General features: G+C 63.4%; 20 protein-coding genes. 7 read left to right on the forward strand and 13 right to left on the reverse strand.

Annotation, left to right across the window (positions count from 1 at the left end; genetic code table 11):
- Positions 1-13: 13 nt before the first annotated feature.
- Positions 14-700 carry a GNAT family N-acetyltransferase gene (locus J5X93_RS10550; protein WP_043215385.1) on the reverse strand — a complete coding sequence of 229 codons (687 nt, stop codon included), beginning with the start codon at positions 698-700 and terminating at the stop codon, positions 14-16.
- Between the two features lie 57 nt (positions 701-757).
- On the reverse strand, positions 758-1,690 hold the full coding sequence (gene argC / locus J5X93_RS10555) for an N-acetyl-gamma-glutamyl-phosphate reductase (RefSeq protein ID WP_182941041.1): 933 nt from the start codon (positions 1,688-1,690) through the stop codon (positions 758-760).
- A 216-nt stretch (positions 1,691-1,906) separates the two neighbouring features.
- On the opposite strand from argC, the gene J5X93_RS10560 reads away from it, so the two are divergent.
- From J5X93_RS10560 to J5X93_RS10570, 3 genes are all read left to right on the forward strand, one after another.
- The gene (locus J5X93_RS10560) at positions 1,907-2,788 is read left to right on the forward strand and encodes a LysR family transcriptional regulator (RefSeq protein ID WP_043215381.1); all 882 of its coding nucleotides are present in this window, start codon (positions 1,907-1,909) and stop codon (positions 2,786-2,788) included.
- A 97-nt stretch (positions 2,789-2,885) separates the two neighbouring features.
- The gene (locus tag J5X93_RS10565) at positions 2,886-3,155 is read left to right on the forward strand and encodes a PA2433 domain-containing protein (RefSeq protein ID WP_090345767.1); all 270 of its coding nucleotides are present in this window, start codon (positions 2,886-2,888) and stop codon (positions 3,153-3,155) included.
- Between the two features lie 118 nt (positions 3,156-3,273).
- A complete protein-coding gene (locus tag J5X93_RS10570) occupies positions 3,274-3,963 on the forward strand; it encodes an MOSC domain-containing protein (RefSeq protein ID WP_102082493.1) in 690 nt (229 codons plus the stop codon).
- A gap of 9 nt (positions 3,964-3,972) precedes the next feature.
- On the opposite strand, the gene J5X93_RS10575 is transcribed toward J5X93_RS10570, so the two are convergent.
- From J5X93_RS10575 to J5X93_RS10585, 3 genes are all read right to left on the reverse strand, one after another.
- Complete coding sequence (locus tag J5X93_RS10575) at positions 3,973-4,614, reverse strand: TIGR04211 family SH3 domain-containing protein (RefSeq protein ID WP_043215374.1); 642 nt, start codon at positions 4,612-4,614, stop codon at positions 3,973-3,975.
- Positions 4,615-4,874: 260 nt separating this feature from the next.
- Positions 4,875-6,248 carry a nucleotide 5'-monophosphate nucleosidase PpnN gene (gene ppnN / locus J5X93_RS10580; protein WP_182941038.1) on the reverse strand — a complete coding sequence of 458 codons (1,374 nt, stop codon included), beginning with the start codon at positions 6,246-6,248 and terminating at the stop codon, positions 4,875-4,877.
- Positions 6,249-6,436: 188 nt separating this feature from the next.
- Positions 6,437-7,498: a YeiH family protein gene (locus J5X93_RS10585; protein ID WP_090345774.1), complete on the reverse strand. Its 1,062-nt coding sequence runs from the start codon at positions 7,496-7,498 to the stop codon at positions 6,437-6,439.
- A 109-nt stretch (positions 7,499-7,607) separates the two neighbouring features.
- Between J5X93_RS10585 and J5X93_RS10590 the strand changes: the two genes are divergently transcribed.
- Positions 7,608-8,513 (forward strand): LysR family transcriptional regulator, encoded by a 906-nt coding sequence (locus J5X93_RS10590; RefSeq protein ID WP_043215366.1) that lies wholly within the window; start codon positions 7,608-7,610, stop codon positions 8,511-8,513.
- Between the two features lie 35 nt (positions 8,514-8,548).
- On the opposite strand, the gene J5X93_RS10595 is transcribed toward J5X93_RS10590, so the two are convergent.
- The 7 genes from J5X93_RS10595 to J5X93_RS10625 all read right to left on the reverse strand — a co-directional run bounded on the left by J5X93_RS10595 (position 8,549) and on the right by J5X93_RS10625 (position 16,777).
- Positions 8,549-11,932, reverse strand: a complete 3,384-nt coding sequence (locus J5X93_RS10595; RefSeq protein ID WP_250342650.1) for an inverse autotransporter beta domain-containing protein — start codon at positions 11,930-11,932, stop codon at positions 8,549-8,551.
- A gap of 481 nt (positions 11,933-12,413) precedes the next feature.
- The gene (locus tag J5X93_RS10600; RefSeq protein WP_090342131.1) at positions 12,414-13,007 is read right to left on the reverse strand and encodes an eCIS core domain-containing protein; all 594 of its coding nucleotides are present in this window, start codon (positions 13,005-13,007) and stop codon (positions 12,414-12,416) included.
- Positions 13,004-13,306, reverse strand: coding sequence for a DUF7693 family protein (locus tag J5X93_RS10605; RefSeq protein WP_324724601.1), 303 nt, complete (start codon positions 13,304-13,306; stop codon positions 13,004-13,006). The genes J5X93_RS10600 and J5X93_RS10605 overlap by 4 nt, the downstream gene beginning before the upstream one ends.
- Positions 13,307-13,312: 6 nt before the next feature.
- Complete coding sequence (locus tag J5X93_RS10610) at positions 13,313-13,858, reverse strand: cupin domain-containing protein (protein ID WP_043214747.1); 546 nt, start codon at positions 13,856-13,858, stop codon at positions 13,313-13,315.
- Between the two features lie 82 nt (positions 13,859-13,940).
- Positions 13,941-15,146, reverse strand: a complete 1,206-nt coding sequence (locus J5X93_RS10615) for an MFS transporter (protein WP_090342134.1) — start codon at positions 15,144-15,146, stop codon at positions 13,941-13,943.
- Between the two features lie 48 nt (positions 15,147-15,194).
- Positions 15,195-15,728: a cytochrome b gene (locus tag J5X93_RS10620; protein ID WP_043214752.1), complete on the reverse strand. Its 534-nt coding sequence runs from the start codon at positions 15,726-15,728 to the stop codon at positions 15,195-15,197.
- Entirely contained in the window at positions 15,725-16,777 is a 1,053-nt protein-coding gene (locus tag J5X93_RS10625) for a catalase family peroxidase (RefSeq protein ID WP_090342137.1), read from the reverse strand. The genes J5X93_RS10620 and J5X93_RS10625 overlap by 4 nt, the downstream gene beginning before the upstream one ends.
- 124 nt (positions 16,778-16,901) lie before the next feature.
- Between J5X93_RS10625 and J5X93_RS10630 the strand changes: the two genes are divergently transcribed.
- From J5X93_RS10630 to J5X93_RS10640, 3 genes are all read left to right on the forward strand, one after another.
- Positions 16,902-17,417, forward strand: coding sequence for a sigma-70 family RNA polymerase sigma factor (locus J5X93_RS10630; protein WP_043214755.1), 516 nt, complete (start codon positions 16,902-16,904; stop codon positions 17,415-17,417).
- Complete coding sequence (locus J5X93_RS10635; RefSeq protein ID WP_043214757.1) at positions 17,414-18,166, forward strand: anti-sigma factor family protein; 753 nt, start codon at positions 17,414-17,416, stop codon at positions 18,164-18,166. Before J5X93_RS10630 ends, J5X93_RS10635 begins: the two co-directional genes overlap by 4 nt.
- Before the next feature lie 93 nt (positions 18,167-18,259).
- Positions 18,260-22,756 carry an NEL-type E3 ubiquitin ligase domain-containing protein gene (locus J5X93_RS10640; RefSeq protein ID WP_182941032.1) on the forward strand — a complete coding sequence of 1,499 codons (4,497 nt, stop codon included), beginning with the start codon at positions 18,260-18,262 and terminating at the stop codon, positions 22,754-22,756.
- On the opposite strand, the gene J5X93_RS10645 is transcribed toward J5X93_RS10640, so the two are convergent.
- Complete coding sequence (locus J5X93_RS10645) at positions 22,753-23,337, reverse strand: TetR/AcrR family transcriptional regulator (RefSeq protein ID WP_182941029.1); 585 nt, start codon at positions 23,335-23,337, stop codon at positions 22,753-22,755. The two genes, J5X93_RS10640 and J5X93_RS10645, sit on opposite strands and share 4 nt — an antisense overlap.
- Positions 23,338-23,348 lie beyond the last annotated feature (11 nt).

Consider the following 23,348-nt stretch of genomic DNA (forward strand, 5'->3'; position numbering starts at 1 on the left):
CCAGCGGTCCCGTTCAATGCACGGTCTTGCGCTGCTTCACACAGGCCTGTGCCTGCAAGGCCAGGGCATCAAGGCGTTCGTCGCGCTGTTTTTCCGCCGCCAGCATGGCCTCGTCGCCATGCTGCTTGAGCAGGTAGGCGTGAATCTGCCGCACTTCAGTGGTGCGATAGATCGGGGCGATGTCCAGACGGCCGACCAGTGCGCCACTGGCGTGCCCGGTGCTGCTCATCAGCACCTGCGGCCCGGCGGCGGCGGCCACCTGCAAACCCATCGCCTCGAACCATGGCACTTGCCCTGCAAAGACATTGAGCTCGACACAGGCATAGCGTGACTGGGCATCGGCCAGCAGCGCTCGGGCGATGCCTTGGCGGCGGTGGTCTGGGTGCACGGCCAGAAACGCCAGCACGCAGGCCTGATCGTCATCCTGGGCCGGCAGGGCAAGGGCGAAGCCGAGCAGTCGGTCCGGTGCTTCGGCATCCAAGGCCAGGGTCAGTTCCACGGCCAGACCTCGGGTGCCGTCCATGGCCTGCAAATACTGATGCACCTCCAGGCCGACGCCGTACTGGTACAGCGGGTACAGCGGGTTGTCCGGGGTGATGGCCACGCTGCTCAGTTCACCGACATGGTCGATGACCAACTGACGGATCTGATTCTGGAAGGATTCGGGGGGCACACCGTCGAGGTGGCTGAGAATGAACATCGGGCAAGCTCCAGCAGGGTCGAACCGTCCCGCGCCGAGCGGCGCGGGAGGCACAGTCTAACCCAGGGCGGCGAGCATCAGGTCGAGGTTCTGCACGGCGGCGCCCGAGGCGCCTTTGCCGAGGTTGTCGAACACGGCCGTGAGCACCACTTGGCCGTAGGCCGGGTTGGCGAACAGGGCCAAGCGCAGGTCGTTGGTGTCGTTGAGCGCCTCGGGGTCCAGTTTGCTGGCCGGACCCTGCTGATGCAGTGGCATCACCTGTACATGGCGTGCACCGTGGTAGTGCTGCTCAAGGCAGGTTTGCAAGTGTTCAGCGGTGATGCCGCCGGCCAGCAGGCGCAGTTGCAGGGGGATGCTCAGCGCGATGCCCTGGCGGTAGTCGCCATAACCCGGCAGGAACACCGGGCGTGCAGCGAGCCCGGCGTGTCGCTCGATCTCCGGTACATGCTTGTGGGCCAGTTCCAGGCCATAGAGTTGAAGGGCAGGCACCTTGACGGCGCTAGTTTGCTCATGAAGTTCCACCGCCGACCGGCCACCCCCGGAATACCCCGAGATTGCATGGATGCTCAGCGGATAGTCCGCCGGCAGCAGCCCAGCCTGGATCAGCGGGCGCAGCAGAGCGATGGCGCCGGTCGGGTAGCAACCGGGGTTGCTCACCCGCTTGGCCCGGGCGATGCGCTCGGCTTGTTCGGCGTCCAGCTCAGGAAGCCCGTAGACCCAGCCGGGCGTGGTGCGGTGGGCGGAACTGGCGTCGATCACACGTACTGCCGGGTTGTGGATGGCCGCCACCGCTTCACGGGCTGCGTCGTCAGGCAGACAGAGCAGGGCGATGTCGGCGTCGTTGATGGCCTCGGCGCGGCGTTGCGGGTCTTTGCGCTCGGTGTGCGGCAGGGTCAGCAGGCGCACGTCCTGGCGGCCTTGCAGGCGGGCATGGATCTGCAGGCCGGTGGTGCCTTGGTCGCCGTCGATGAAGACGAGAGGGGTGTGCATGGTCGGGATCCGTGTGCGAGAGAGATGGCCTATGCTCGCCTGCGGCTGGACGAAAGAAAATTTGAATATCATGATGCTTGGATTCAGAAAAAATGAATGACCGTGTCAGTCTTTTTGCGGGTAGATCCGCTCCCAGGCCGACCGCTGAACCAGGATCCACGCCGTACCTGTGGGAGCGGGTTTACCCGCGAACAGGCCAGCCCCCAGAGGACCCCCATGCGCGAAATCAGCCTCGACCGCCTGCGCACGCTGGTGGTCATCGCCGACCTCGGTTCCTTCGCCGAGGCCGCTCGTCAGCTCAACCTGGCTGCGCCCACCATCAGCCTGCACGTGGCCGAGCTGGAAGCGCGCGTGGGGGCGCCGCTGCTCACCCGCACCCGAGGCCAGGTGCGCCCCACCACCGTGGGCGAGACGCTGCTGGGCCGCGCCCGTCGCCTGCTGGCCGATGCCGACCTGGCCCTGGACGAGGTGCGTCGACAGGTGCAGGGGCTGACCGGGCGTGTGCGCCTGGGGGCCTCCACCGGGGCCATCGCCCATCTGCTGCCCAAAGCCTTGGCGCACCTGCGTGAGGCGCATCCGGGCATCGACGTGCAGGTGCAGGTGCTGACCTCCCAGGCTTCCCTGGCGCGCCTGCGTGAGGGCACGCTGGACATCGGCCTGGTGGCGCTGCCCCAGGTAGCGGGCAGAGGGGTGAAGCTCACCCCCTGGCGACGCGATCCGATCATGGCCTACCTGCCGGCCGACTGGCAGCCGCCCGCTAAGGTCACGCCGGCCTGGCTGGCCGAGCGAGCGCTGATACTCAACGACAACACCACCCAACTGTCGCGGGTGACGGCGGAATGGTTCGCCGCAGCGGGGCTGTACCCCGAGGCGCGCATCGAGCTGAACTACAACGATGCGATCAAGAGCCTGGTGGCGGCAGGCTATGGCGCGACACTGCTGCCCCAAGAAGGCGAAGCGGAGCGGCTGAACCCGCGGATTGCCCGTCGGCCCTTGCGCCCTGGCCTTTGGCGTCAGCTGGGGATCGCCTGCCGGGAGGGGCAGGTGGAGCGGGCAACCGGGTACGTGCTGCAGGCGCTGGAGCGCTTGCGTCAATGAACTGTGGCTGAATCTTTGAGCAAGGCTATGCTTTTGGCTGCGTCGGGCCCGCCGACGTGCCTGTCAGAAGTCCGGCTTTTCTCACGGAGAACACACCATGAAATCCCTGACACTGCTGCTGATCGCTTCTGCATTGAGCTTCACCGTTCACGCCGAAACCAGCCCGGAAACCAACTGCGCCGCCAAGATCAAGGAACTTGAGGATATCCACCGGACCGATGGCCAGGCCCTGCATGGCGGCATGGCCAAGGACTATCAGAACCTGCTCAACCAGGCCAAGGAGGCTCAGGCCGCAGGCAACATGGCTGAATGCCAGGCTTCAGCCGACCGCGCCAAAACCATCTACAACAAGGCCCGCGGCAAGTAGCGCGCCGACCACCCGGGCCTGGTCGCCACCGGTGCGATGGGCCTGGGTAGGCGAATGTGATCATGGCGTTCGTGTCTCTGGGGTAAGCTTTGCGCCGGCAACCCAACGAGACCCTGGCATGATTCTGAACAGCCTCATCCTGGACAACCTGCTCACAGGCTTGGCCCAACCTTTCACCCGCCCTGGCTCGCGCAGTGCCATTGCCAAGCACCCCCGCCAAGGGCCGCTGGCCGTAGGACGGCTCGGGCTCGAAGGCGATGAACAGGGGGATCTGCGGGTCCACGGTGGTGTGGAAAAGGCCATCCACCACTATCCCCGCGAGCACTATGCAGCCTGGGCGGCAGAGCTTGGCGAGCATCCATTGCTGGCCGAGCCCGGCGCATTCGGCGAGAACTTCAGCACCACCGGTTGGCGCGAGTCGGATGTCTGCCTGGGCGACCGGATTCGTGTGGGGTCGGCGCTGCTGGAGGTGTCCCAGGGGCGCATGCCCTGCTGGAAGCTCAACGACCGCTTCGACGTGGCGCAGATGGCCTTGCGCGTTCAGCAAAGTGGGCGCACCGGTTGGTATTACCGGGTGCTGGAGGAGGGCGTGGTGCAGGCGGGCGAGCGCTTGGAGCTGGTCGAGCGCCCGCACGGCGAATGGTCGGTGGCGCGCCTGTCGGCGGTGCTGTTCGATAAACACCTAGAGCCTGAGCTGTTACGCGAATGCCTGGCATTGCCGCTGGTGCCATCCTGGCGCAAGACCCTGCAACGGCGCCTGGAGCAACGCCAGGTCGAAGACTGGGCGCCGCGTCTGCACGGCGCCTGAGGGCTATTGTCAGAACCAGCGGTCGTTGCGTTTACGACCGCGGGTCAATGCCGGCAGGATCAACCCCGCGAGCAGACCGGCCCCGGCGATGCTGCCGCCGTAGACCATGTAGCGCATCATCACTTGCTTGTTCTCGTCACCCAGACGCGCCTGGGTGTCACGCAGCGACGACTGCACCTGGTCGAGTTGTTCGTTGAGCGACTTGTTGCGCGTTTCCAGTTCGTCGATCAGCGCCTTGCGCGAGTCGAGGGTTTCCTGCATGCCCTGGACGCGATTCTTCCAGCTGTCGTCGATGGTCTTGAGCTGTTCGGACAACTGCGTCACCTGCGCGTCGAGTGCCGGCAGGCGTTCGGCCTGGCCCGGGACCGATTGCAGGTCGCTGCTCAGGATCCATACCAGATCGCCGTTTTGCCCGCGGACCTGGCTGTATTCCCCTTGGGTGCCCACCAGCGTGACCTTCTGCCCGGCCTTGACCGAACCCACTATACGGTGGCCGTTGGTGGGGCCGCTGCGCACATAGGTGCTCAGGCTGTCGCTGACCCAGCGTGCGTCGCTGGCCGGTTCTTCGGCATGCGCGGGGATAGCCAAGGCAAGCAAGGAGGCTGCGAGCAGAGGGGCAAGGGCAAAGGAGGCTGGTCGGGAATCAGGCATGGTGATCTTCGCTGGAGCTGGACAAAAGAAGGCCCGATGACTGGGCCGATGAACCGGTCGGTGAGTTGACCGTCAGCGAAAGACCGTTTTTATCGAAGCAGGTTCACTGCTTGTTGTAGGAAATGTCTGCAGGATGTTGCGAGTAGCGGCTGTGGCGCTGGCGCGAGCTATGTAGTGTCCGCTTTGCGGGTAAACCCGCTCCCACAAGGGCCGTGCGGACCTGTTGGGCGCGAGTTCAGCCGCTCAGCGGTCGCGACGGGTTAGGTCACTACCTGATAGCAAGGCACATACGCTGCCCCACCGGGCAACTTCATCCGGTGCTGATCAACGAAGGCCTGCAGCAAGCGCCCAAGCGGGTCGAGCACCGCGCTGTCGCCACGGATCTGGTACGGCCCGTGCTCTTCGATCAGGCGAATGCCCTTGTCCTTGACGTTGCCCGCCACCACCCCGGAGAAGGCCCGGCGCAGGTTGGCGGCCAGCTCATGGGGCGGCAGGTCCCGGCGCAGGTCGAGGTTGGCCATGTTTTCATGGGTGGGGTCGAACGGGCGCTGGAAACCTTCCTCGATCTTCAGCAGCCAGTTGAAGTGGAAGGCATCGTTGCGCTCGCGGCGGAACTGCTTGACCGCCTTGAGCCCCTCGACCATGTGCCGGGCCACTTCGGCCGGGTCGTCGATGATGATCTGGTAATGCTGCTGGGCCGTCTCGCCCAGGGTCGCGCCGACGAAGGCATGCAACTGCTGCAGGTACGCCTCGGCGCTGCGCGGGCCAGTGAGCACGACGGGGAAGGGCAAGCCTTCGTTGTCCGGGTGCATGAGGATGCCCAGCAGGTACAGGAACTCTTCGGCCGTGCCTGCGCCACCGGGAAAGATGATGATGCCATGGCCGACCCGCACGAACGCCTCCAGGCGCTTTTCGATGTCCGGCAGGATCACCAGCTCGTTGACGATCGGGTTGGGCGCTTCGGCGGCGATGATGCCCGGCTCGGTCAGGCCCAGGTAACGGCTGCCGTGCATGCGCTGCTTGGCATGGGCGATGGTCGCGCCTTTCATCGGGCCTTTCATCACGCCCGGGCCGCAGCCTGTGCATACGTCCAGCTTGCGCAGGCCCAGCTCGTGGCCGACCTTCTTGGTGTACTGGTATTCCTCGCTGCTGATCGAGTGGCCGCCCCAGCACACCACCATCTTCGGTTCCACGCCCGGACGCAGCGTGCGGGCGTTGCGCAGCAGGTGGAAGACGTAGTCGGTGATGCCCTGGGAGCTTTCCAGGTCGATGCGCTGGCTGGCCAGCTCGCTTTCGGTGTAGACGATATCGCGCAGGGCGCTGAACAGCATTTCGCGGGTGCTGGCGATCATCTCGCCATCGACGAACGCGTCGGCCGGGGCGTTGAGCAGCTCCAGGCGTACGCCGCGGTCTTGCTGATGGATACGCACCTCGAAGTCCTTGTAGGCCTCGAGGATGGTCTTGGCATTGTCGACATGGGCGCCGGTGTTGAGGATGGCCAGGGCGCACTGGCGGAACAGGGTGTAAAGGCTGCCGGTACCGACTTCACTCAGTTGCTGGACTTCACGTTGCGACAGCGTCTCCAGGCTGCCTTTGGGGCTGACGGATGCGTTGATGACATGGCGTTGGGGCATCTAAGTCTTTCCTGTGCAATGAAACTTCCTACTTGGACACCACCATACCGACAAAAACGCACGGCAACGAGGGGGGCGCAGAAAAAGCCTCGTTGCCGCTTGCCAAGCGGTTACCCCAGCCCTGCACGATCGTGGGCGGCGGCATAGCCTGCGATGGCGCACGGCGCTCCGGGATCAGCCGCTGCCATTCATCCGAAAAGCCGTTGTACTCCCAGGGTGATGGCCAGACCGCCACCGATCAGCCACAGGTTGAGGATCGCCCCGGTGATCAGCGCGCGCGGGCCAGCCTGGCGGATCTGGCTCACGCGGGTTTCCATGCCCAGCGCGGTCATGGCCATGGTCAGGGCGAAGGTGTCGAGGCTATTGATGGTGTTCACCACCGCCGCCGGCAGGACTTGCAACGAATTGACCAGTACCAGCAGCAGGAAGCCAAAGGCGAACCATGGCACGGCGATACGCCCGCCGCCCTGGGCCTGGCCTTGCTTGCGCGAGCGGCTGACCCACAGGCCCACCACCAGCAGCACCGGCACCAACAGCAACACACGGGTCATCTTCACGATGGTGGCGATGTGGGTGGCCTCGGGGCTCACGTTGCTGGCCGCACCCACTACCTGCGCCACTTCGTGCAGGGTGCCACCGAAGAACAGGCCTACGCCGAGATTGTCGAGTTGCACCCAGCCGGCGCTGACCGCCAGTGGGTAAAGGAACATCGACAACGTGCCGAACAGCACCACGCTGCCCACCGCCATGGCCGCCTTGTGTGGCTGCGAGCGCAGCGCCGATTCGAATGCCAGCACCGCAGCTGCGCCACAGATCGCGCTGCCCGCAGCGGTCAGCAGCGCCGTGTCGCGGTCAAGCTTCATCACCTTCATGCCCACCAACAGGCCCACCAGCAGGGTGCTGACCACCACCAGCAGCGAGACTGTCAGACCCGACCAGCCCACCTGGGCGATCTCTTGCAAGCTCACCCGCAGGCCAAAGAACGCCACGGCCAGGCGCAGCAGGTTGCGCGCCGAGAAGTTGACCCCCGCCGCCCAGCTTTCCGGCAGCCCATAGCGCAGAGCATTGCCATACAGGGCACCGGCGACGATGCCGACGATCAGCGGGCTGATCCCCAGCCCGGCGATGGCCGGCAGGGCCGCCACCTGAGTGACGGCGAGGGCGAACAGGGCGACGAACAGAATACCGTTGAGCCGCCCACGGGTCGCGTGGGAAGGCGCAAGGGCGGGAGTAGGGTGGGCCGTGGCCATGGTAAGACCTCCGATGTGTATTGATGAGGTCTACGTTAATTCAGTTATAAGCTTATAAAAAATCGTGATTTAGGATGGCAAGTATCCGCTTAGCTGATATTTTGAACGTATGACCCCTGAACAACTGATAACTTTCGCCACCGTCGCCGAGCACGGCAACATCAGTCACGCCGCCGCCGCGCTGCACTTGTCGCAGCCGGCCGTGTCGGGTCAGCTGAAGTTGCTGCAGGAAGCGTTCGGTGAGCCGCTGTATCAACGTGCCGGACGCGGGGTGCGCCTGACGGCCGCCGGCGAGCAACTGCTAGGCCACGCCCAACGCCTGCGCGAGACCTTTCTCCAGGCCCAGGCCCTGCGCGACGCCATGCGTGGGATGGAGCGCGGCACCTTGCGCATCGGCGCCAGTACCACCCCAGCCAGTTACCTGTTGCCCTACCTGATCGCGGACTTCCACGCCCGCTACCCGGATATCGCGATCACCACGACCCATGGCAACACGGCGGAAATCGTCGCGGCTCTGGGTGAGCTGGACATCGCCTTGATCGAAGGCCCGCCAGGCCAGGAACTACCGCTTGGCACCAGCGTCACCGCCTGGCGCGAGGACGAGATCGTCGCCATCGTTCCGAGCGGCCATCCGCTGGCCGACGGCGTTCAGGTGCAGACGCTTCAAGCGCTGGGGGCGTATCCGTTGGTGCTGCGCGAAAGTGGCTCGGGGGTACGGCAGTTGGTGGAGCGCGCCTTTGCCCGGGAGGGTGTGCCGATGCGCGTGGCGTTAGAAATTGCCGGAGTGGAGGGGGTCAAGGAAGCGGTACGGGCGGGGATGGGCATTGGCTTCGTGTCGGCGATGTCCATTCGCCATGAAGACAACGCCTTGTACCGGCTGGGCATTGCACCGCAGCCATTAGCGCGGCATTTCTCGATACTGATGCCCCATGCCGCCGCGCCGTCGAGGGCGGCGCGGCGGTTCTTGGGGTTGTGTTTCGCGGACGTACCAGTCGTTGGCCGTAGTGCTGTTTAGGTTTTGTACGAAATGTAACCGGGCTCGGTCGTTTGTTACTTTAAGGTTCTGTAGCAAATTGCTTTGCCATCGACTGAGCCTTCAGGTGCCACCTCGGTTGCCCCGTCCATGAGAAGCAGGCGCAGATAGTGGCCTGCGCCAGCGGGGTCGGACAGCCACGTAGAGTTGGCCAGAAAAGAATAGCCCACGAAGCCGTACTCTGAAGCTGGGGTACCGACTCCTATTACGCCTTCTCCTTTTGTGGCGTCGGCCTTGGACACTGGCTGAAGTCCAAGAGCGGAACACCTGTTCATCGCGGCAGCCCAATTCCTTGATAATGAGTTATCGATATAAAACCATTTTTTTATCCTGAAGGTGTAGCTGTGTGAGACGTGGCTGCCCTTGCGGGTTCCCGTAATGGTGATTTCGCCTGAAGCATCATCAGGCGGAGTGGAAAATATAAAAAGGCCGGAGGAGCGATGGGTCAACCAGCTGACACTGGATGACCAGTTGTAATCTTTGGAATGGGCGCCGTTTGCAAGTGTTGCGGAAAACCCTACGCGATCGTAAGCCGTCGTGGGGAACCCGCTATCGACAGCGTGTGAATATTTACCAGGATACGAGTAACTGTGGAGTTCGGTGATGTGAGTACTCATCAGGGACAGGCGCGCATCCGCTCCCAAAGGTTCGTTATCGATCTTGGGCGTCATGGTGTAAAGATCGGGTTGCGAGCCGCTCAATGTAGCCTCGTATACCCCTGTGTTTCCAACTTCGACGATACGGCTCAATTCAACATCCGACGCAGGATTGCCCTTTGAGTCGGTCACGGTAAATGACACTTGGCCGACAATGCCACTGATTGGCTGCCCAAGCGAGTTCTTGACAATGAACGATGCTTTCGCCTCGTCCACGCCATCTGCCAGGATATCGGTCTTGCTTAGCACGAGCCGGGAGCTTCCTGCCGCAGGCGGTAAGACCTTCAGCTCCACTGATTTTGCCAGTGAGTCCATGACGTCACCGTCGACTTCAGGTGTGAGCGTAAAGTCCCCAGCTTGAGTACCACGCAGCGTGGCGCTGTATTCCCCTGTCGTGCCTTTTTCTTGAATAGCCGTCACGGTGATCTTGCCGGGTTCAGGCTGTTTGCCGCTGTCATCGGTCACGTTGAAAACGAGTAGGTTGGCCAGGCCGCTCACGGGTTTGTTGTCGGCATTCCTTGCTATGAACGTCAAGGTTGTTGAGTCGAAGCCATCTGCGTCGATGGACGGTGGCATAACCTTGAACGCTGAGTTGAGCTCCGCGGGCGGCAGTGCCTGTAATTCCACGCTGGCTTTCAGGGTACCGACGGGCTTACCGTCAAAATGAGGCGCAACGGTGTAATGGCCTGCCAGGAGGCCGCGCAGCTTCGCGGTATAAGTGCCTGCGCTTTCCACGATGGCTTCAACGGTGACATCCGGTGGCGAGACATTGCCACTGGCGCCATTCACCACGAACGCCAAGTGTTTGCCGATGCCCTCGAGTGGCAGGCCATTCGCATCCCTGGCGTCAAAGGCCAAGGTGGTGGTGGCCTTGTTATCAGCTGCAATGGTGGGCCGACTTGCCGAGAATCGAGAGCTGCCTGGGTTCGGTAGCACGCTCGTTGTGGAAACCAAGGCTTGCGCCAGTGCCGTGCCCTGAACCGTCGGTGTCAGGGTGACTGTCTGCTCGGTCTTGCTGGCAGTGACCCGGATCTCGTATACGCCAGGCGAGGTGCGTGTTGGATCCGAGACCTTGATGTCGTCCCCGTGCTTGCCTGCGCGTACGTGGTCGCTGGTGATCTTGATATCCGCCAAGGCGATGTCCACCGGCTGCTGCTGCTCGTCGCGGATGGTGAGGGTCAGGGTTTGCTGAGTCTTGCCATCGGCCGGCAGCACGGTATGGGCAGGGGTGAAGGTCGAGTGGCGCGTGCTGACCGCGGGAGCGTTGACGGTCACGCGGGTCTCGCTGCGCCCGGAGCGGTTGCCTTTGCTGTCCACGGCCACGCCGTGGAGGGTGTAGACGTTGGTTTGCTGGGTTTGGTAGTCGGGCAGCACCACGCTGTAGTGGGGGCCGCCGTCGTGCACGAGCCGGCCGCCGGCCTGCAGCAGCGCCGGGGCTGTCCAGTCGATGTGCGACAGCGGGTACTTGCTGTTGACCCACACGCTCAGGGATTTGGTCTCGCCGCCCTGGCCGCTGACGTGGGCGGCGGCGGCCATTTGGATGACCTGCTTCTTGCGGTACTCGAGGACGATGTGGTTGTTGCGTTCGACCAGGTCGTAACGGCTGCCAGCCAGGGTGCGCAGGGCGCCGACGCCGGCGGGGTCGACCTGCTTGGCCCAGGGCTCGCCGATCTGGTAGCTGAACTCGGCACCGACGGTGGTCTCGTTGCCGCCGTTGCCCTTGCGTTGGTCGGCGCTGAGGGTCAGCAAAGGGATGGGCGTGTAGGTGAGACCGACGGTGACGGCGCTGGGGTCTTTCTTGCGGTTGTCCTTGCCGAACAGGCCGACTTCATCGCCGTAATACTGCTCGTAGCTGAGCTTGCCGCCGAGCTGCGGCATCGACGGCAGCCAGGCCTCGGTGCGCAGGTCCCAGCCGTTGGCCGGGCGTTCCTGGTAGTCCTCGACGTCGGGCGAATCCTTCCAGCCGGTCAGACGGGTGTAGCTGTTGGCGTTGACTTTGAGAAAGTCGCGCCAGTACTCGACCCCCAGGCCCAGACGGGCGTGTTGGCGGGACAGGTCGTAGTCCAAAAAGCTATTGGCGCCGAGCATGTAGCCGTCGTTGAAACGGCGCACGCCCAGGCCCAGGGTGGTCTGCTGGCGGTCGTCCTTGCGGTGGACGCTGCCCTGGGTGAACAGCAACTGCTCGGGGGTGTCGTGCAGCGGGGCGAGCAGTTCGACCTGGGAGTTTTTCAGCGAGAACTTATCGTCCACATCGATCTGCACCCGGGCGGTGCCGAAGCGGCTGAGCCACTGCTGAGCCTGGCTGCTGGCCTCGCGGGTGGCCAGACCGCGGGCCATGGCGGCAGCGGCGTCGCTGTCAGGGTTGTTGCTGAGGAAGTTGCCGGTGCCGCTGGCCATGGCGGCGAGCTCGCGGGCCTGTTCGTCCTGGGCGTCGGCGGAGGCCTGTGGGTCGGGCGAGTTCAGCTTCGGCAGCGGGTGCGCGGCGGCCGAGGGTACGACCAAGCGATCGCCGGGCTTGAGGGTATCGAGGTCGCGGCCGGGGTTGAGGCTGCGCAGGGTGGCGATGGTGGTGGCGTATTGGGTGGCGATCGAGGCCAGGGTGTCACCCATGGCGAAGGTGTGAAGACGGGAAGGCGCGGGTGATCGCTTGGCCGGTTCAGTGGTGGGGGCGGCACTGGCTGAAGGCGTGGCCAATGCCAGGGTCAATGGAAGGACCGCCTGGACGCCGATGTTGAGCCAGGCCATCCAGCGGATGCCCAAAGAGGTACCGGAATAAATAGGTTGGTTTTTCATGAAAGTCACGTGGGCAAGAGTTACGTAACTTCGCTACGAAAAGGCCGTGGAACCCATATTTCATTCAGGCGTGCCTAAATACTTGGTTACCCGCACAAAGGGGGCGGTAAGTTGAAGTTGGCAACAGAAATGAAGTAAGCGGCCTTTTCAGCAAAGCAGCGGAGTTCTACTTATCTGAAGGCGCTTGAATGATTGAGAAGTACGAGCATATCGAATGTCCCTTAGTATTTTCAGGGCGCGAAAAATACAAGGCGTTATGCGTTTGATCTGTAAGAAATTACGGATAGTTAACTTGAAAAAGCCGATGGTGGTATGGGTAGGCCCAAGGTAGGTGGCTGCACCAGTGGGACAATGCTCGCATTCGACAAAAAAGTGCTTAACGGCGTGGAACACTCTTGGCAGATGAAGTGACCTGCTGAGACGGCAGGTATGTTCAACGCGCCTGCCCTGACTGTTTTTGTCGCAGTGCCTTGGCGACCTCGGCCTCGATCTTGTAGGCCGGCCCTTCCAGGTCCTCGTAGTTGCGGGTGTACCGCCGGGCAAATTCCTCCACCCCCAGGTCCTGGTACTGCTGCACATGCTTGAGTTCATGAGCCCAGAGCGCCACGTTGTCCTCGGCGTCTTGGGCGTGGCGGAAGATGATCGTGTCGATCAGGGTCACCGCGTTCACGTCCGGGTTTTGCAGCAGGGCATTGGCCGCGCTGACCTGCTGCTCGTCTCCCACCCGATAACGCGCTGCATCGAGCACGGCAAAGTCATACCAGGGCTCGAGTTGGGCGCGGATGTGCAGGGGAATCGGCTCGGTGCCGTTGGCGGTGGCTTCGTCGCGAGCTTGGCGCAGAGCGAAGGCCAGGCTACCGGAGGCCATGAGTTCGACGTCCTTGAGTACCTGGCCGGCCTGGCCTGGGTCGATCGGTGCGCAGAAACAGCCCATCAGGCACACCTGGTACTGCCCAGGCGGGCAAGTGTTTTCGGCCAGGGCCGGCAAGGCGAGCGCCAGGCCGAGCAACAGGCTGATGCGCTTCATTCAGAGATTCCCGTGGCCAGGAGCTGCTCGATGCGGCCACGCTCCCAGATACTCAGCAGATCGGTGGGGTTGGTGCCATAGCGGTGCCAATCTTGCAGGCCGGCTTCATGGCCGTCGGGCGTGCGGCAATGGCTGCACTGGACCAGGCCATCGGCGTCCAGCAGCAAGCGCAGCTGCCAGCCGTCGATGCGTACATCGACCTGCCCCTCGGGTGTGCGGGCCAACACCTGCAGCGCATGGATACCCAGAGCGGCGTCACGCAGGCGTTGGCAGGCTTCTCGGCTGTTGGGCGGCAGCACGGCGGATCAGAAGTTGGCCGGGGTGTTGGCGCTGATGATCTCGGCCTCGTCCGGGCCGATGTTCTTGAAACTGTGCGGCAGGGTGGTGGGGATGTAGTAGCCATCGCCTGCATTGAGGACACTTACCTGGCCATCGACCCACAGCTCGATGGTGCCACGGGTGACCAGGCCACATTCTTCGCCTTCGGAGTGCACGATCGGTTCGCCCGAATCGGCGCCCGGTGCGTAGAGCTCGCGCAGCATGCGCATTTGCCGGCCGGGGACGCTGGCGCCGACCAACAGCATGCGCAGGCCATTGCGGCCCAGGTCGGGTTGCTCGCCGCCGCGGAACACATAGCGCTCTTCGCGCACCGGCTCATCGAAGCTGAAGAATTCCGCCAGGGACATGGGGATGCCTTCGAGCAGCTTTTTAAGGGAGCTGACCGACGGGCTGACGCGATTCTGCTCGATCTGCGAGATCGTCGAGTTGGTCAGGCCGCTACGGCGGGCCAGCTCCCGCTGGGAGAGGTTGTTGCGTTCACGCACCAGTTTGAGTCGTGTCCCCGTGTCCATAGCCGCCTTGTTAGATAGAGAGGTGTCAAAAATAATGGGCGACGCATTAAAGCACACTCTGGACAGCAACGCGCTGTGCTTGTCAGTGACGTTTATCGGCGGGTGTCGGCCATAGCCCGACCAGCAGCAACAGCACAGCGACCGCCGCGAAGGGCAGGGCTGGATCGACCGCATAGACCAGCGTGCCGGCCAGCGGACCGAGCACTGCGCCCATGCCCTGGGCCGCGCCGATGGAACCTGCGGTGGCGCCTTGTTCGGTGGCATGCATGGCGTTGGCCGCCAGTGCCGAAAACGCCGGGAAGACAAACCCCATGCCAGCGGCTGCCACGAAGAATGCCCCCCACAGCCAAGGCGCGGTGTTCGCCAGGGCGGCGCTGGCAAACCCCAATGCCGAGACTGTGGCGCCCACGCGGATCATCTTCAGCGGCGGCCACTCGAGCTTGCGCAGCAGTACCTGGGCCAGTATCAGCGCGACACCTACGCAGGTGAGGGCGATGCCCGCGGCCTGGGCAGCCTCGACCGCGGCCAGGTGCAGGCGGTCGAGGGCAAAGAAGCCCACGGTGATCTGCGAGACCGTCACGCTGAACATGGCGCTGAAGGCCACCAGCAACGGGCGACGCAGGCGCGGATCGCGCAGCCGCACCGGGCTAGGCGCATGGCCATGTGCCAAGGGTTGTGGTTTGAGTTTGAACAGCAGCACGAAGAAAGCGCTCGCCGGCAACAGCGACATGACATAGAACGGCATGCTCAGGCTGTGGCGAGCCAGCAAGGCGGCCAAGGCCGGCCCCAGGACCAGGCCGACGGCGTTGGCTGCGCCCAGCGAAGCCATGGCCCGCGCCCGGCGTTGGGGTTCGACATGGTCGGCGATCAGGGCGTTGGCCCCTACCGGTAGTGCTGCATAGAACGCACCGATCAGACCGCGAGTGAGCATCAGGCCGATGAAGGCCAGGGTCGCCCCAGGCATCCAGCGCAGTGCACCGTCGATGAACAGGCACAGCGACCAATACGAAAGCGTGAAGCCCGCGCTGCCCAGCAACAGGATGCGTCTGCGGCCATAGCGGTCGGCGGCGCGCCCCCAAGGCCGGGCCAGCAGTACCCAGACCACCCCTGCCACGGTCACTGCTGCACCTGCCTGCCAGGTAGCCATGCCCAGCTGGCGGGCGATCGGGCCGATCAGTGCCACGAACGCCATCATCGACAGGGTGCACGCGCCGCTGATCAGCAGCAGCGGGCGCAGATCCAAGGTCGCAGGGGGAATCAGGGCAGCAGGGTCCTTTGCAGCGGTCATGGGCAGTCCAGTCGGTTGGAGGTCAGGGGCCAAACTGGCCCACAGCGCTCATTCGCTGCGGCGCACTGGGCCAGGCCACATGCTACGCAATACGCCGTCCCGACGCACCCAAGCGTGCATCAACGCAGCGCCCAGGTGCACCAGGATGGTGGCGAATAACAGGTAGCCAGCCCAGCCGTGAGCCTGGCGCAACACCGCGTACAGCTGCAGGTCATGGGGGGCGATGGCCGGCAGTTGCAGTGGGCGCGGGTAGTCGCCGGCCGAGAGCATGGCCCAGCCAAGCAGCGGCATGGCTAGCATCAGGCCATACAGCAGCAGGTGGGAAGCACCGGCGGCCAGGCGCTGAACGGGCGGAATGTCCCTGGGCAGCGGTGGGTGAGGTAGGGTCAGGCGCAGGGCGATGCGCAGCACCACCAACACCAGCAAGGTCAGCCCCGTGGCCTTGTGCAACTCGACCAGCAGCGGATGGCGTGGCGACAGGTCGCCGACCATGCTCACGCCGATGAACAGCATCGCCAGGATCAGCACGGCCATCAGCCAATGCACCAGTCGGGCGAGTGGATGGAAGACGGTGACGGTCATGGGCGTGCTCCGGTAGCGAGAGACTCGCGGCTGCGGCGGTTGAAAGACTCCGAGTACGCGGCCGAACGAGCGGCCAGGATCGGGTCGGCGGAGGGCTCGATGCCCTTGGGCAGGATCAGCGGGTCGAAGTTGATGTCACGGCACGCGCCTTGTTCGGGCGCATCGACCTGTTCGACGACCAGGGTGCCGGCCTCGATGCTGCGCCGCTCGGCCGGCCAGGGGCGAGAGGCGTCATCCACTGGGTCGCCGGGTTCGGCAAGCACCAGACGCAGCGTCCAGCGCAGCGGGCCTTGCGCCAGGCGTCGCTGCAGGTCGTGCTGCAGGAACTGCTTGTCATCGATTTGCGTCGGCAGCGCTACGAACGGGGTTTGCGGTTCCAGCTGCCAGCGCACCGGATGGCTGATGCCGCCGCGATCCTTGAGCAGGAAGGCATTGATGCTGTGGTATTGGGTGCTGGCGAAGCTGTCGCTGGGTTTGTAGGTGGCGGCCCATTGACGGAAGGCCGCGCTTTCGGGGTGGGCCGCGAAGAAGGCCTGCATCTTTGCAGGGTCGGGCTTGCCGGTGGCAGGGGTTGGCGCCATGGCCAGGACTTGCTCGTAGAACGCTTGCGGCGTGCCGATTGCCAGCACAGGCGGATTGTTCATGCCGGTCCGCCAGATCTGCCCGTCATCGGTGCTGAATTGCAGCGCCAGGCTGCGTACCGGAATGCTGGTGTCCGGGGCGAACGGGTTGGCGCCACCGATGGCGAAGCGGCCAACGACTGGCACGCGGGGCTGGCTGAACACCCGCGCACTGGACAACGGCTCGGCCAGTCCGCTGCTCTGGAAGTAGCCGCTCACGCACAGGCCTTTGGCGTGGTTCTTGCGATAGCCGGGGTAATGGCCGGCCTGGGCTTCGAAGGTGTCGATGATGCGTTGGGGCGTCAGCGCCGGGGCACCGATCCAGCCGGCGGCATAGGCAAAGCCGGCGCCCACGGCCAGCAGGGCCGCGCCGATGGCCGCCAGGCGCAAGGCCTTGGCCGGGCCGTGCAGAGAAGTGGTCATGGTCAGGTTCCACGCAGTGAATGAGCCGGTACGACGGGCCGGCCAGAGATTTATTCCCGCTATGGGAATAAATGTCGTGCCAGTGCGTCTGCCCCCTTAGACTGACCATCAAAGGGCCCGGGACCTGACCATGCACGACCTGGATGAACAACAATGGCGCGAACTGCTGCAGCGGCTGCGCCGCTTCGCGTTGTGGCTGTGCCGTGAGTCTGGCAGCGCCGACGATCTGGTCCAGGCTACCATCGAGCGCGCCTTGCGCCGCAGCGGGCAGCAGCGTGACGCCGACAGCCTGCGCGCCTGGCTGTTCACCATCCTTTATCGCCTGTTTCTCGACGGCAAGCGCCGCGAGCGCCTGCATGCCCGCTGGCTGGCCTGGTTCGGCCGTGGCCAGGAAGAAGCGCTGGGCGGCGAAACCGAGCGCATCGTCATGGCCCATGCCGACCTTGCGGCCTTCGCCCGGCTGTCCACGGAACAGCGCGCCTTGCTGTTGCTGGTGAGCGTCGAAGGGTTGAGCTACAAAGAGGCCGCCCAAGCCCTGGGCATCCCCATCGGTACGGTCATGTCGCGCCTGTCACGCGCCCGAGCCGCCCTGCGCGACCTGACCGAGGGCGACCCGACGCCCCCAGCCTTGCGGAGACTGAAATGACCCCGTTGATCCCCACCGAACATGAGCTGCATGCCTACATCGATGACCGGCTCGACCCGGTGCGCAGAGCCCAGGTGCACGCCTGGCTGGCAGCCAATCCGCAGGAGGCGGCGCAGGTGGAGGCCTGGCGCAACGACGCCCGGCGCCTGCGCGCGGCCCTGGCCGGATTCGGGCAGGCCACCACCACGACCGACCTGGATCTTGGGCAGTTAAAGCGGCGCTTGCGTCAGCGTCGCCAGCGGCAGTGGGCATCGGCTGCGTTGCTGCTTCTGGCGCTGGGCGTGGGAGGTTTCGGAGGGTGGCAGGCCCGCGAGGCAACGCTGGTGGCCGATATCTTGCCGATGGCCGACGCCGTACAGGCCCATCGCCTGTTCGCAGGTGGAACCAAGCTGGATGTCCAGGCCGGCGACCCACAGCTCTTGCAGGCCTGGCTCGAGCGCCATTTCGACCGCGTCGGGCAGTTGCCGGACCTTGGCGCCTACGGGTTCCAGCCGGTGGGCGCCCGGCTGCTGAGCAACGAACAAGGCCCGGCGGCGCTGCTGGTGTTTCAGGACAACAAGGGTGAGCGGATCAGCTTGTTCCTGCGCTCGCCCAGCGAGCGCTTTGCACGTATGCCCAGCGGGCAACGGACTGAGGGGCAGCTCGAAGCGCGCTACTGGTCTCATGGCGCCTACAATTTTGCCCTGGTTGGCGCGGCCGATGATGCACGTGCCGATCGATTGCGGCAGGCGTTGGGCGTGAGCCTTTAGTCGTTGACACACCAGACGTAACTATTTAACGCGTGTACCTGTACCGTCCTCTCTAGCCTCACCGCTTCGTTTATCGGTGAGGGAATTCGCGGTATGGGAAACGTCAGTGACAACGCGCAATCGACGGCCATGGACATGATGGCCATTGCGCAGCAGTTCCAGGATCAACTGATTGCCAAGCGCCTGCCTGATTGGATGGGCAAGGTTCGGGTTTCTGATTTCACGCTCCTGCGGGAGGCGTTGGTCAACGGCCTGCAGAGTCGTCGGCAATTGGCCAAGTGTTGGAGCAAGATTGAAAGCCTCGACAGCTTCTGCATCACGCGCCTGAACACCGCGCTGCAAGAGAAATTCAACGCCGGTCTGGATGCAAAGCAGCACTTCCTGCGCCAGTGGTACACCTACACGAGCCCCGAGCACAGTTACTACACCAGCCATTACCCGACGCCGGCGAGCGACTACTTCGACGTGTCGTTGCTCAGCGCAGCAATGTCCAATTTCAGCAAGGCTCAGGCTGCCGAGGGCGGGCAGCATGCGCGTAACACGCTGGTCGATGGGCCGGGGGCCGCGCTCACGACACCCTCGGTGCCGGCATTCGCTACGTTCTGCCGTGACCTGGACTTGGGGGGACAGTACCAGAGCCATCTTGAAGCAGTGCTTGAGGCCAAAGAGCTCAAAGACATGCAGAGCTGCAAAGCCTTGCTCAAGGCGCAATACCGCTCAAACCTGCTGGTGGACGCCTTCAAGGCCCATGCCGAGGGTGTACTCAGGGACGCCGAACTCGAACTGATCATCGGCTTGTATACCGACGGCAAGCTCGGGCGGCTCGAAGGCGCACCGGTGGTCGCCAAGCAGCTCAAGGCATTCAACTGTCACCTTCAGCAGATCGTGGTGTTGGACGTGATCGACGAAGGCTTGCTGCTCAACAGCAGCAAGCGGGTGCTGGTGTATATCCCAGGGGACCGACTAGGTGCCTGGTGCGTCGCCAAGAACCTGGAAGGCTTCGCCAGGAAGATTCTGGGCAAGCGCCTGCGCAAGGACGATTACCGGCAGTTCTTCGAGCGGTTCGTCCTTCAGCGCGACCGCGCCGGATTCTTTGCCGCTGTCCAACAGCGGGTGGGCGATGTGGCGGACTGGGCCACGCGGGAGTTGGACCAGCACATGAAGGTCTACCCGACGCCCTTGTTCGACCATTTGGCGACGATGCGCATCCAGCAAATCAAGGACGACGCGGCCGTGTTCGCCACACCTGTTGCGCGCATCGATGGCGATGTCGCGTTGGCCAAGAGCGAGCGTCGGCATGCGCAAGGGATGGCCCTGTTGGCGCTCGCAGGGCTGTTCATCCCGGCGATCGGCGCGGCGTTGTTGGCGGTGATGGCCTGGGAGCTGCTCAGCGAGGTATTCCAGTCGGTCAAGGACTGGCGGGAGGGGGACACCAATGCGGCTCTGGACCATTTGGTGAACGTAGGCAAGGACGTGGCCCTGCTGGGGGCCACGGCTGTCGGAGTGGCGGCGGCGCGAACGCTGTGGACGCGCAGTGTCCTGGTGGACGGGCTGGTACCTGCGATGCTTGAAGATGGCAGCGAAAAACTCTGGAACCAGGATCTGGCGCCTTACGTCAGCGAACCGCCACCTGCGCAGGCGATTGTCGATCAAAGCGGGATCTACCGCCTGGGCGAGCAATCGTGGATCGAAATGGAAGGGTATTACTACCCGGTGTACCAAACCGAAAGCGAAGATTGGTACCTGGAGCCTTACGAAAATCATGCCCCACTGCTCGAACACAATGGTGCTGGTGCCTGGCGGCTGTGGAGCGAACGGCCCGCGGAATGGCGAGGCACCGAGCGCATGTTTCGCAGGCTTGGCGTCGCGTATGCAAGCCTGAGCGATAAGCAGATTGGGCAAGTCCTGCTGGCCCACGGCCTCGAGGAGGACCACCTGCGGGCTGTGCATGTCTTTGCCAATGTACCCGAGGCAGAACTGACCGATACGGTGAACCGCTTCGTGCTGGCCAATCGTATCGTTGAGGTCAAGGATCGCCTGCAGGAAGGCCGGAATGTGATCGACCCGGCGCTGCTCGAAGAGGTGCTGGAGCTACCGGGTGTAGCCGGGCTGGAGGGCGAAGCCCTGGCGGAGGTGGTCTGGGAGCAGCGACGGGTCTTGTTTCAGAACCTCTACGACAAGAGCAACGTCAGCGAAGATGCTTCGGTGCAGGCATTGCGCAGGGACTTCCCTAGCCTGCATCGGCTTGCTGCCGAGCAGCTCCTGAGCGAGGCGAGCGATGGAGACCGTGAATTGCTGGTTCAGACCGGGCGGGTACCCTTGCCGATGGCCCAGGTTGCCCGACAACGGGCGATGCGTATCCGGGTGGCGCGGGTATTCGAGGGGCTATTCATCGACACGCCGCAGACGCTCGATATGGCCCGTGGCGTCATCAAGCTGATCGATAATTTGCCAGGTGCGCCGCAGGGCCGGCACTGGGTGCTGTCCGACGGGGACGGCCTGCTGGCGCCTCGCTCTGCAAACGAGGCCATCGAGACCATCCACCTCAGCCATCAGGAAGGCGTGTTCGTATTGCGCGATGAGCGCGGTCATGCGCTTGACCAGCCCGGCGAGCTATTCGAGGTACTGGCGGACGTATTCACCCAGGCGCAGCGAGAGGCGATGAACATTGGCGAACCATTCGGCCAACAGCTTCGCGAGACGCTGGCCAAGGACGTTGCCTCGCGCCGTCAGGAGCTGGCCGAGCTGATGGGCCGGGAACAGCCCACACCTTCCTTCCTGCTGCCGTTTCGCCTGGACGATGGCCGGGTCGGCTACCCGTTGAGCGGTGGTCGGCGGCTCTTTGGTTTCGGCAGCCCCAGGTCGCTGGTGGCCAAACTTCGATACCTGTACCCCAGTTTCAGTGACAGTGATATTCAGAAATGGCTGCGAAGCATGCGGGACCGTGGCAACAACCTACAGGATGTACTCAACCAGCTGGAGGATCAGCACGAACTGCTCAGCGCCACCCTGACGAACTGGCAGCGAGAGGGGCTCCTCCACTATGAGCGCAATTCGCGCTACAAGTTGCGCAAGGAACTGATCCGCTGCTGGCGCCACTTGATACCCGAGCAGCCCAAGCCATTGGAGGATCGGTTGCGCTACAGGTTTTCTCGCAGGGGGCTGGATGTGAGCAGTTTGCCGGACCTGCCCGAGCCAATAAGTTTCCCACATGTCACCGCAATCGATTTTCGCTCGATGGCGCTCCAAGATCTTCCTGACGGATTCCTGAATGCTTTTCCGAATCTGGTCTCGGTGGAAATCACCCATTGCAAGTTGAAACGGTTCCCGCAGATGACTGGCAAGCGGGAGCTCCTGCGAATTCTCGACCTGTCCGACAACAAGATCCGACTGGATGCCGCGCAGGTAGAGCTGATCGAAGAGTGCGCGGCATTGGAATACCTGAATCTGTCACGCAACCCGCTGAAACTCCCGTTTTCGATCACAGCAATGCCGAGACTGACAACATTGATACTGCGTGACGATCAGCTGGACGCAATGCCCATCGGCGTGGAGTCGCACCAAAAACTGTATGAGCTGGACATGATGGGCAATGACTTCAAAGTGTTGCCTGAAGGACTTCTGGAGTCGCCGCTGTGGGGTAAAGGCAGGGTGCGTTTTGCAAGCAAGACACTCGGCCGTTCGGCGACACAAGTAGGTGCCTGGTATCGGCCCGATGATGGCAAGGTTCCGGCGCGCTTGCTTTGGCTGGATCGTATCGATGCCAAGGACCGGGACGAAATGGCGCATCGCTGGCATCTATTGGTAAGCGATCCCGAATCCGAGGAATTCGTTCGGGTGTTGGAGCGCCTGGTGCAGTCCAAGGATTTTGCGATAGACCAAACCGCACGCGACCTGGCCGATCGAATCTTCTCCCTGCTCGGTGCTATGGAGGAAGACGAAGCGCTGAGCGAGCATTTGTTGGCACTGGCTCAAGAACCCAACTGTGGTGATAACGCCCTGTTGCGTTTCGTCGACCTGGAAAACAGAAAGCTGGCGTGGGACGCCGAGCATGATGAATACGAAGTCGATCCAGAACCAGGGCTGCTGCGCTTGGGGGGGCAGCTTTGGCGGCAAAACGCGTTGGAGGAGTATGCCAGGCGTTTTGCCGCAGGCATGCGTGGCCCTGTGGATGAGGTCGAAGTGGTGCTCGCATTTCGGGTTCGCTTGTACAAGGACCTGCAGTTGCCGGGCCATCCCAGTCAAATACGTTTCGAAGACGTGGTGGGCGACATTGACGAAGGCGTCGAGAACGCCCGCGAAACCATTTTGAGAAGCCAGGACGAGGACACGCTTTCATTGTGGATGGTCAACCAATCCTTCTGGAACAAGTACCTTGAGCACGCCTATGGGTCCAGACTCAAGCTGCCACGAGAATACCGCAAGAAAGAGCAGGAGTTGTCCAGTCGCGGTGGGACCCGGCAGGAGTTCGATGCGCTTCAGGCGCAGGTGAAACAATGGCGGCTCAATCAACGCCTGGCATTGACCAAGGCGGCAATGCGCCGATTGGTGTCTGATTGGCACCTCTCGACTCCAGGCCAGCTGGTCTAGCCCAGCGTACGTTCCAGCGCGCCGAGCAGCAGGCTCTGCATCAAGTCCAGGCCTTGGTCGCTGTCCAGCTCACGCCCGCGCAGCAGTCCGGGCAGTTGGTTGAGCAGTGTGGCCAGCACATGCCCGGTGGCCGCCAAGGCCTGGCCTTGCAGCCGGGCCTGTGGCGCGATCAGGTGCAGCAAGCCTTTCTCGTAGCGGGCCCGCGTACTGGCCAGGCGGGCTTGCTGGTCTTCGCTCAAACAGCAGAAATCGCGCTCGGCCAGACGAAACTGCAGGGGGCGCTCCTCGTGCAATTGCCAATGTGCGGCAATCAAACAAGGCAGCACCGCCTGGCCGCGAGCGAGGGCGCGCCGGCCCTGGTCGAGTGTTGCCTGCAGCTCTTCATAGAGCTCCTCGATCAAGTCGAACAAAAGGTCCTGCTTGCTGGGGAAATGGTGATACAGCGAGCCTGCGGTCAAGCCCACATGGGCCGCCAGCTCGCGCATGCTGACCTGGCCAAAGCCTTTTTCGGCAAAGAGCGCCATGGCCTTGTCGCGGCGCTCTTCGAAGCTCGCACAGCGTAGGGCGGCAGTGACTGGCATGGCGCTCGCTC

Source organism: Pseudomonas sp. BYT-1 (assembly GCF_023611805.1).
GTDB classification, from domain to species: domain Bacteria; phylum Pseudomonadota; class Gammaproteobacteria; order Pseudomonadales; family Pseudomonadaceae; genus Aquipseudomonas; species Aquipseudomonas guariconensis.

What these genes read in the sequence shown, in the direction of transcription:
- J5X93_RS10550 (WP_043215385.1), bottom strand. Translation starts at nt 700, where the DNA reads ATGTTCATTCTCAGCCACCTCGACGGTGTGCCCCCCGAATCCTTCCAG.
- argC (WP_182941041.1), bottom strand. Translation starts at nt 1,690, where the DNA reads ATGCACACCCCTCTCGTCTTCATCGACGGCGACCAAGGCACCACCGGC.
- J5X93_RS10560 (WP_043215381.1), top strand. Translation starts at nt 1,907, where the DNA reads ATGCGCGAAATCAGCCTCGACCGCCTGCGCACGCTGGTGGTCATCGCC.
- J5X93_RS10565 (WP_090345767.1), top strand. Translation starts at nt 2,886, where the DNA reads ATGAAATCCCTGACACTGCTGCTGATCGCTTCTGCATTGAGCTTCACC.
- J5X93_RS10570 (WP_102082493.1), top strand. Translation starts at nt 3,274, where the DNA reads ATGATTCTGAACAGCCTCATCCTGGACAACCTGCTCACAGGCTTGGCC.
- J5X93_RS10575 (WP_043215374.1), bottom strand. Translation starts at nt 4,614, where the DNA reads ATGCCTGATTCCCGACCAGCCTCCTTTGCCCTTGCCCCTCTGCTCGCA.
- ppnN (WP_182941038.1), bottom strand. Translation starts at nt 6,248, where the DNA reads ATGCCCCAACGCCATGTCATCAACGCATCCGTCAGCCCCAAAGGCAGC.
- J5X93_RS10585 (WP_090345774.1), bottom strand. Translation starts at nt 7,498, where the DNA reads ATGGCCACGGCCCACCCTACTCCCGCCCTTGCGCCTTCCCACGCGACC.
- J5X93_RS10590 (WP_043215366.1), top strand. Translation starts at nt 7,608, where the DNA reads ATGACCCCTGAACAACTGATAACTTTCGCCACCGTCGCCGAGCACGGC.
- J5X93_RS10595 (WP_250342650.1), bottom strand. Translation starts at nt 11,932, where the DNA reads ATGGCCTGGCTCAACATCGGCGTCCAGGCGGTCCTTCCATTGACCCTG.
- J5X93_RS10600 (WP_090342131.1), bottom strand. Translation starts at nt 13,007, where the DNA reads ATGAAGCGCATCAGCCTGTTGCTCGGCCTGGCGCTCGCCTTGCCGGCC.
- J5X93_RS10610 (WP_043214747.1), bottom strand. Translation starts at nt 13,858, where the DNA reads ATGGACACGGGGACACGACTCAAACTGGTGCGTGAACGCAACAACCTC.
- J5X93_RS10615 (WP_090342134.1), bottom strand. Translation starts at nt 15,146, where the DNA reads ATGACCGCTGCAAAGGACCCTGCTGCCCTGATTCCCCCTGCGACCTTG.
- J5X93_RS10620 (WP_043214752.1), bottom strand. Translation starts at nt 15,728, where the DNA reads ATGACCGTCACCGTCTTCCATCCACTCGCCCGACTGGTGCATTGGCTG.
- J5X93_RS10630 (WP_043214755.1), top strand. Translation starts at nt 16,902, where the DNA reads ATGCACGACCTGGATGAACAACAATGGCGCGAACTGCTGCAGCGGCTG.
- J5X93_RS10635 (WP_043214757.1), top strand. Translation starts at nt 17,414, where the DNA reads ATGACCCCGTTGATCCCCACCGAACATGAGCTGCATGCCTACATCGAT.
- J5X93_RS10640 (WP_182941032.1), top strand. Translation starts at nt 18,260, where the DNA reads ATGGGAAACGTCAGTGACAACGCGCAATCGACGGCCATGGACATGATG.
- J5X93_RS10645 (WP_182941029.1), bottom strand. Translation starts at nt 23,337, where the DNA reads ATGCCAGTCACTGCCGCCCTACGCTGTGCGAGCTTCGAAGAGCGCCGC.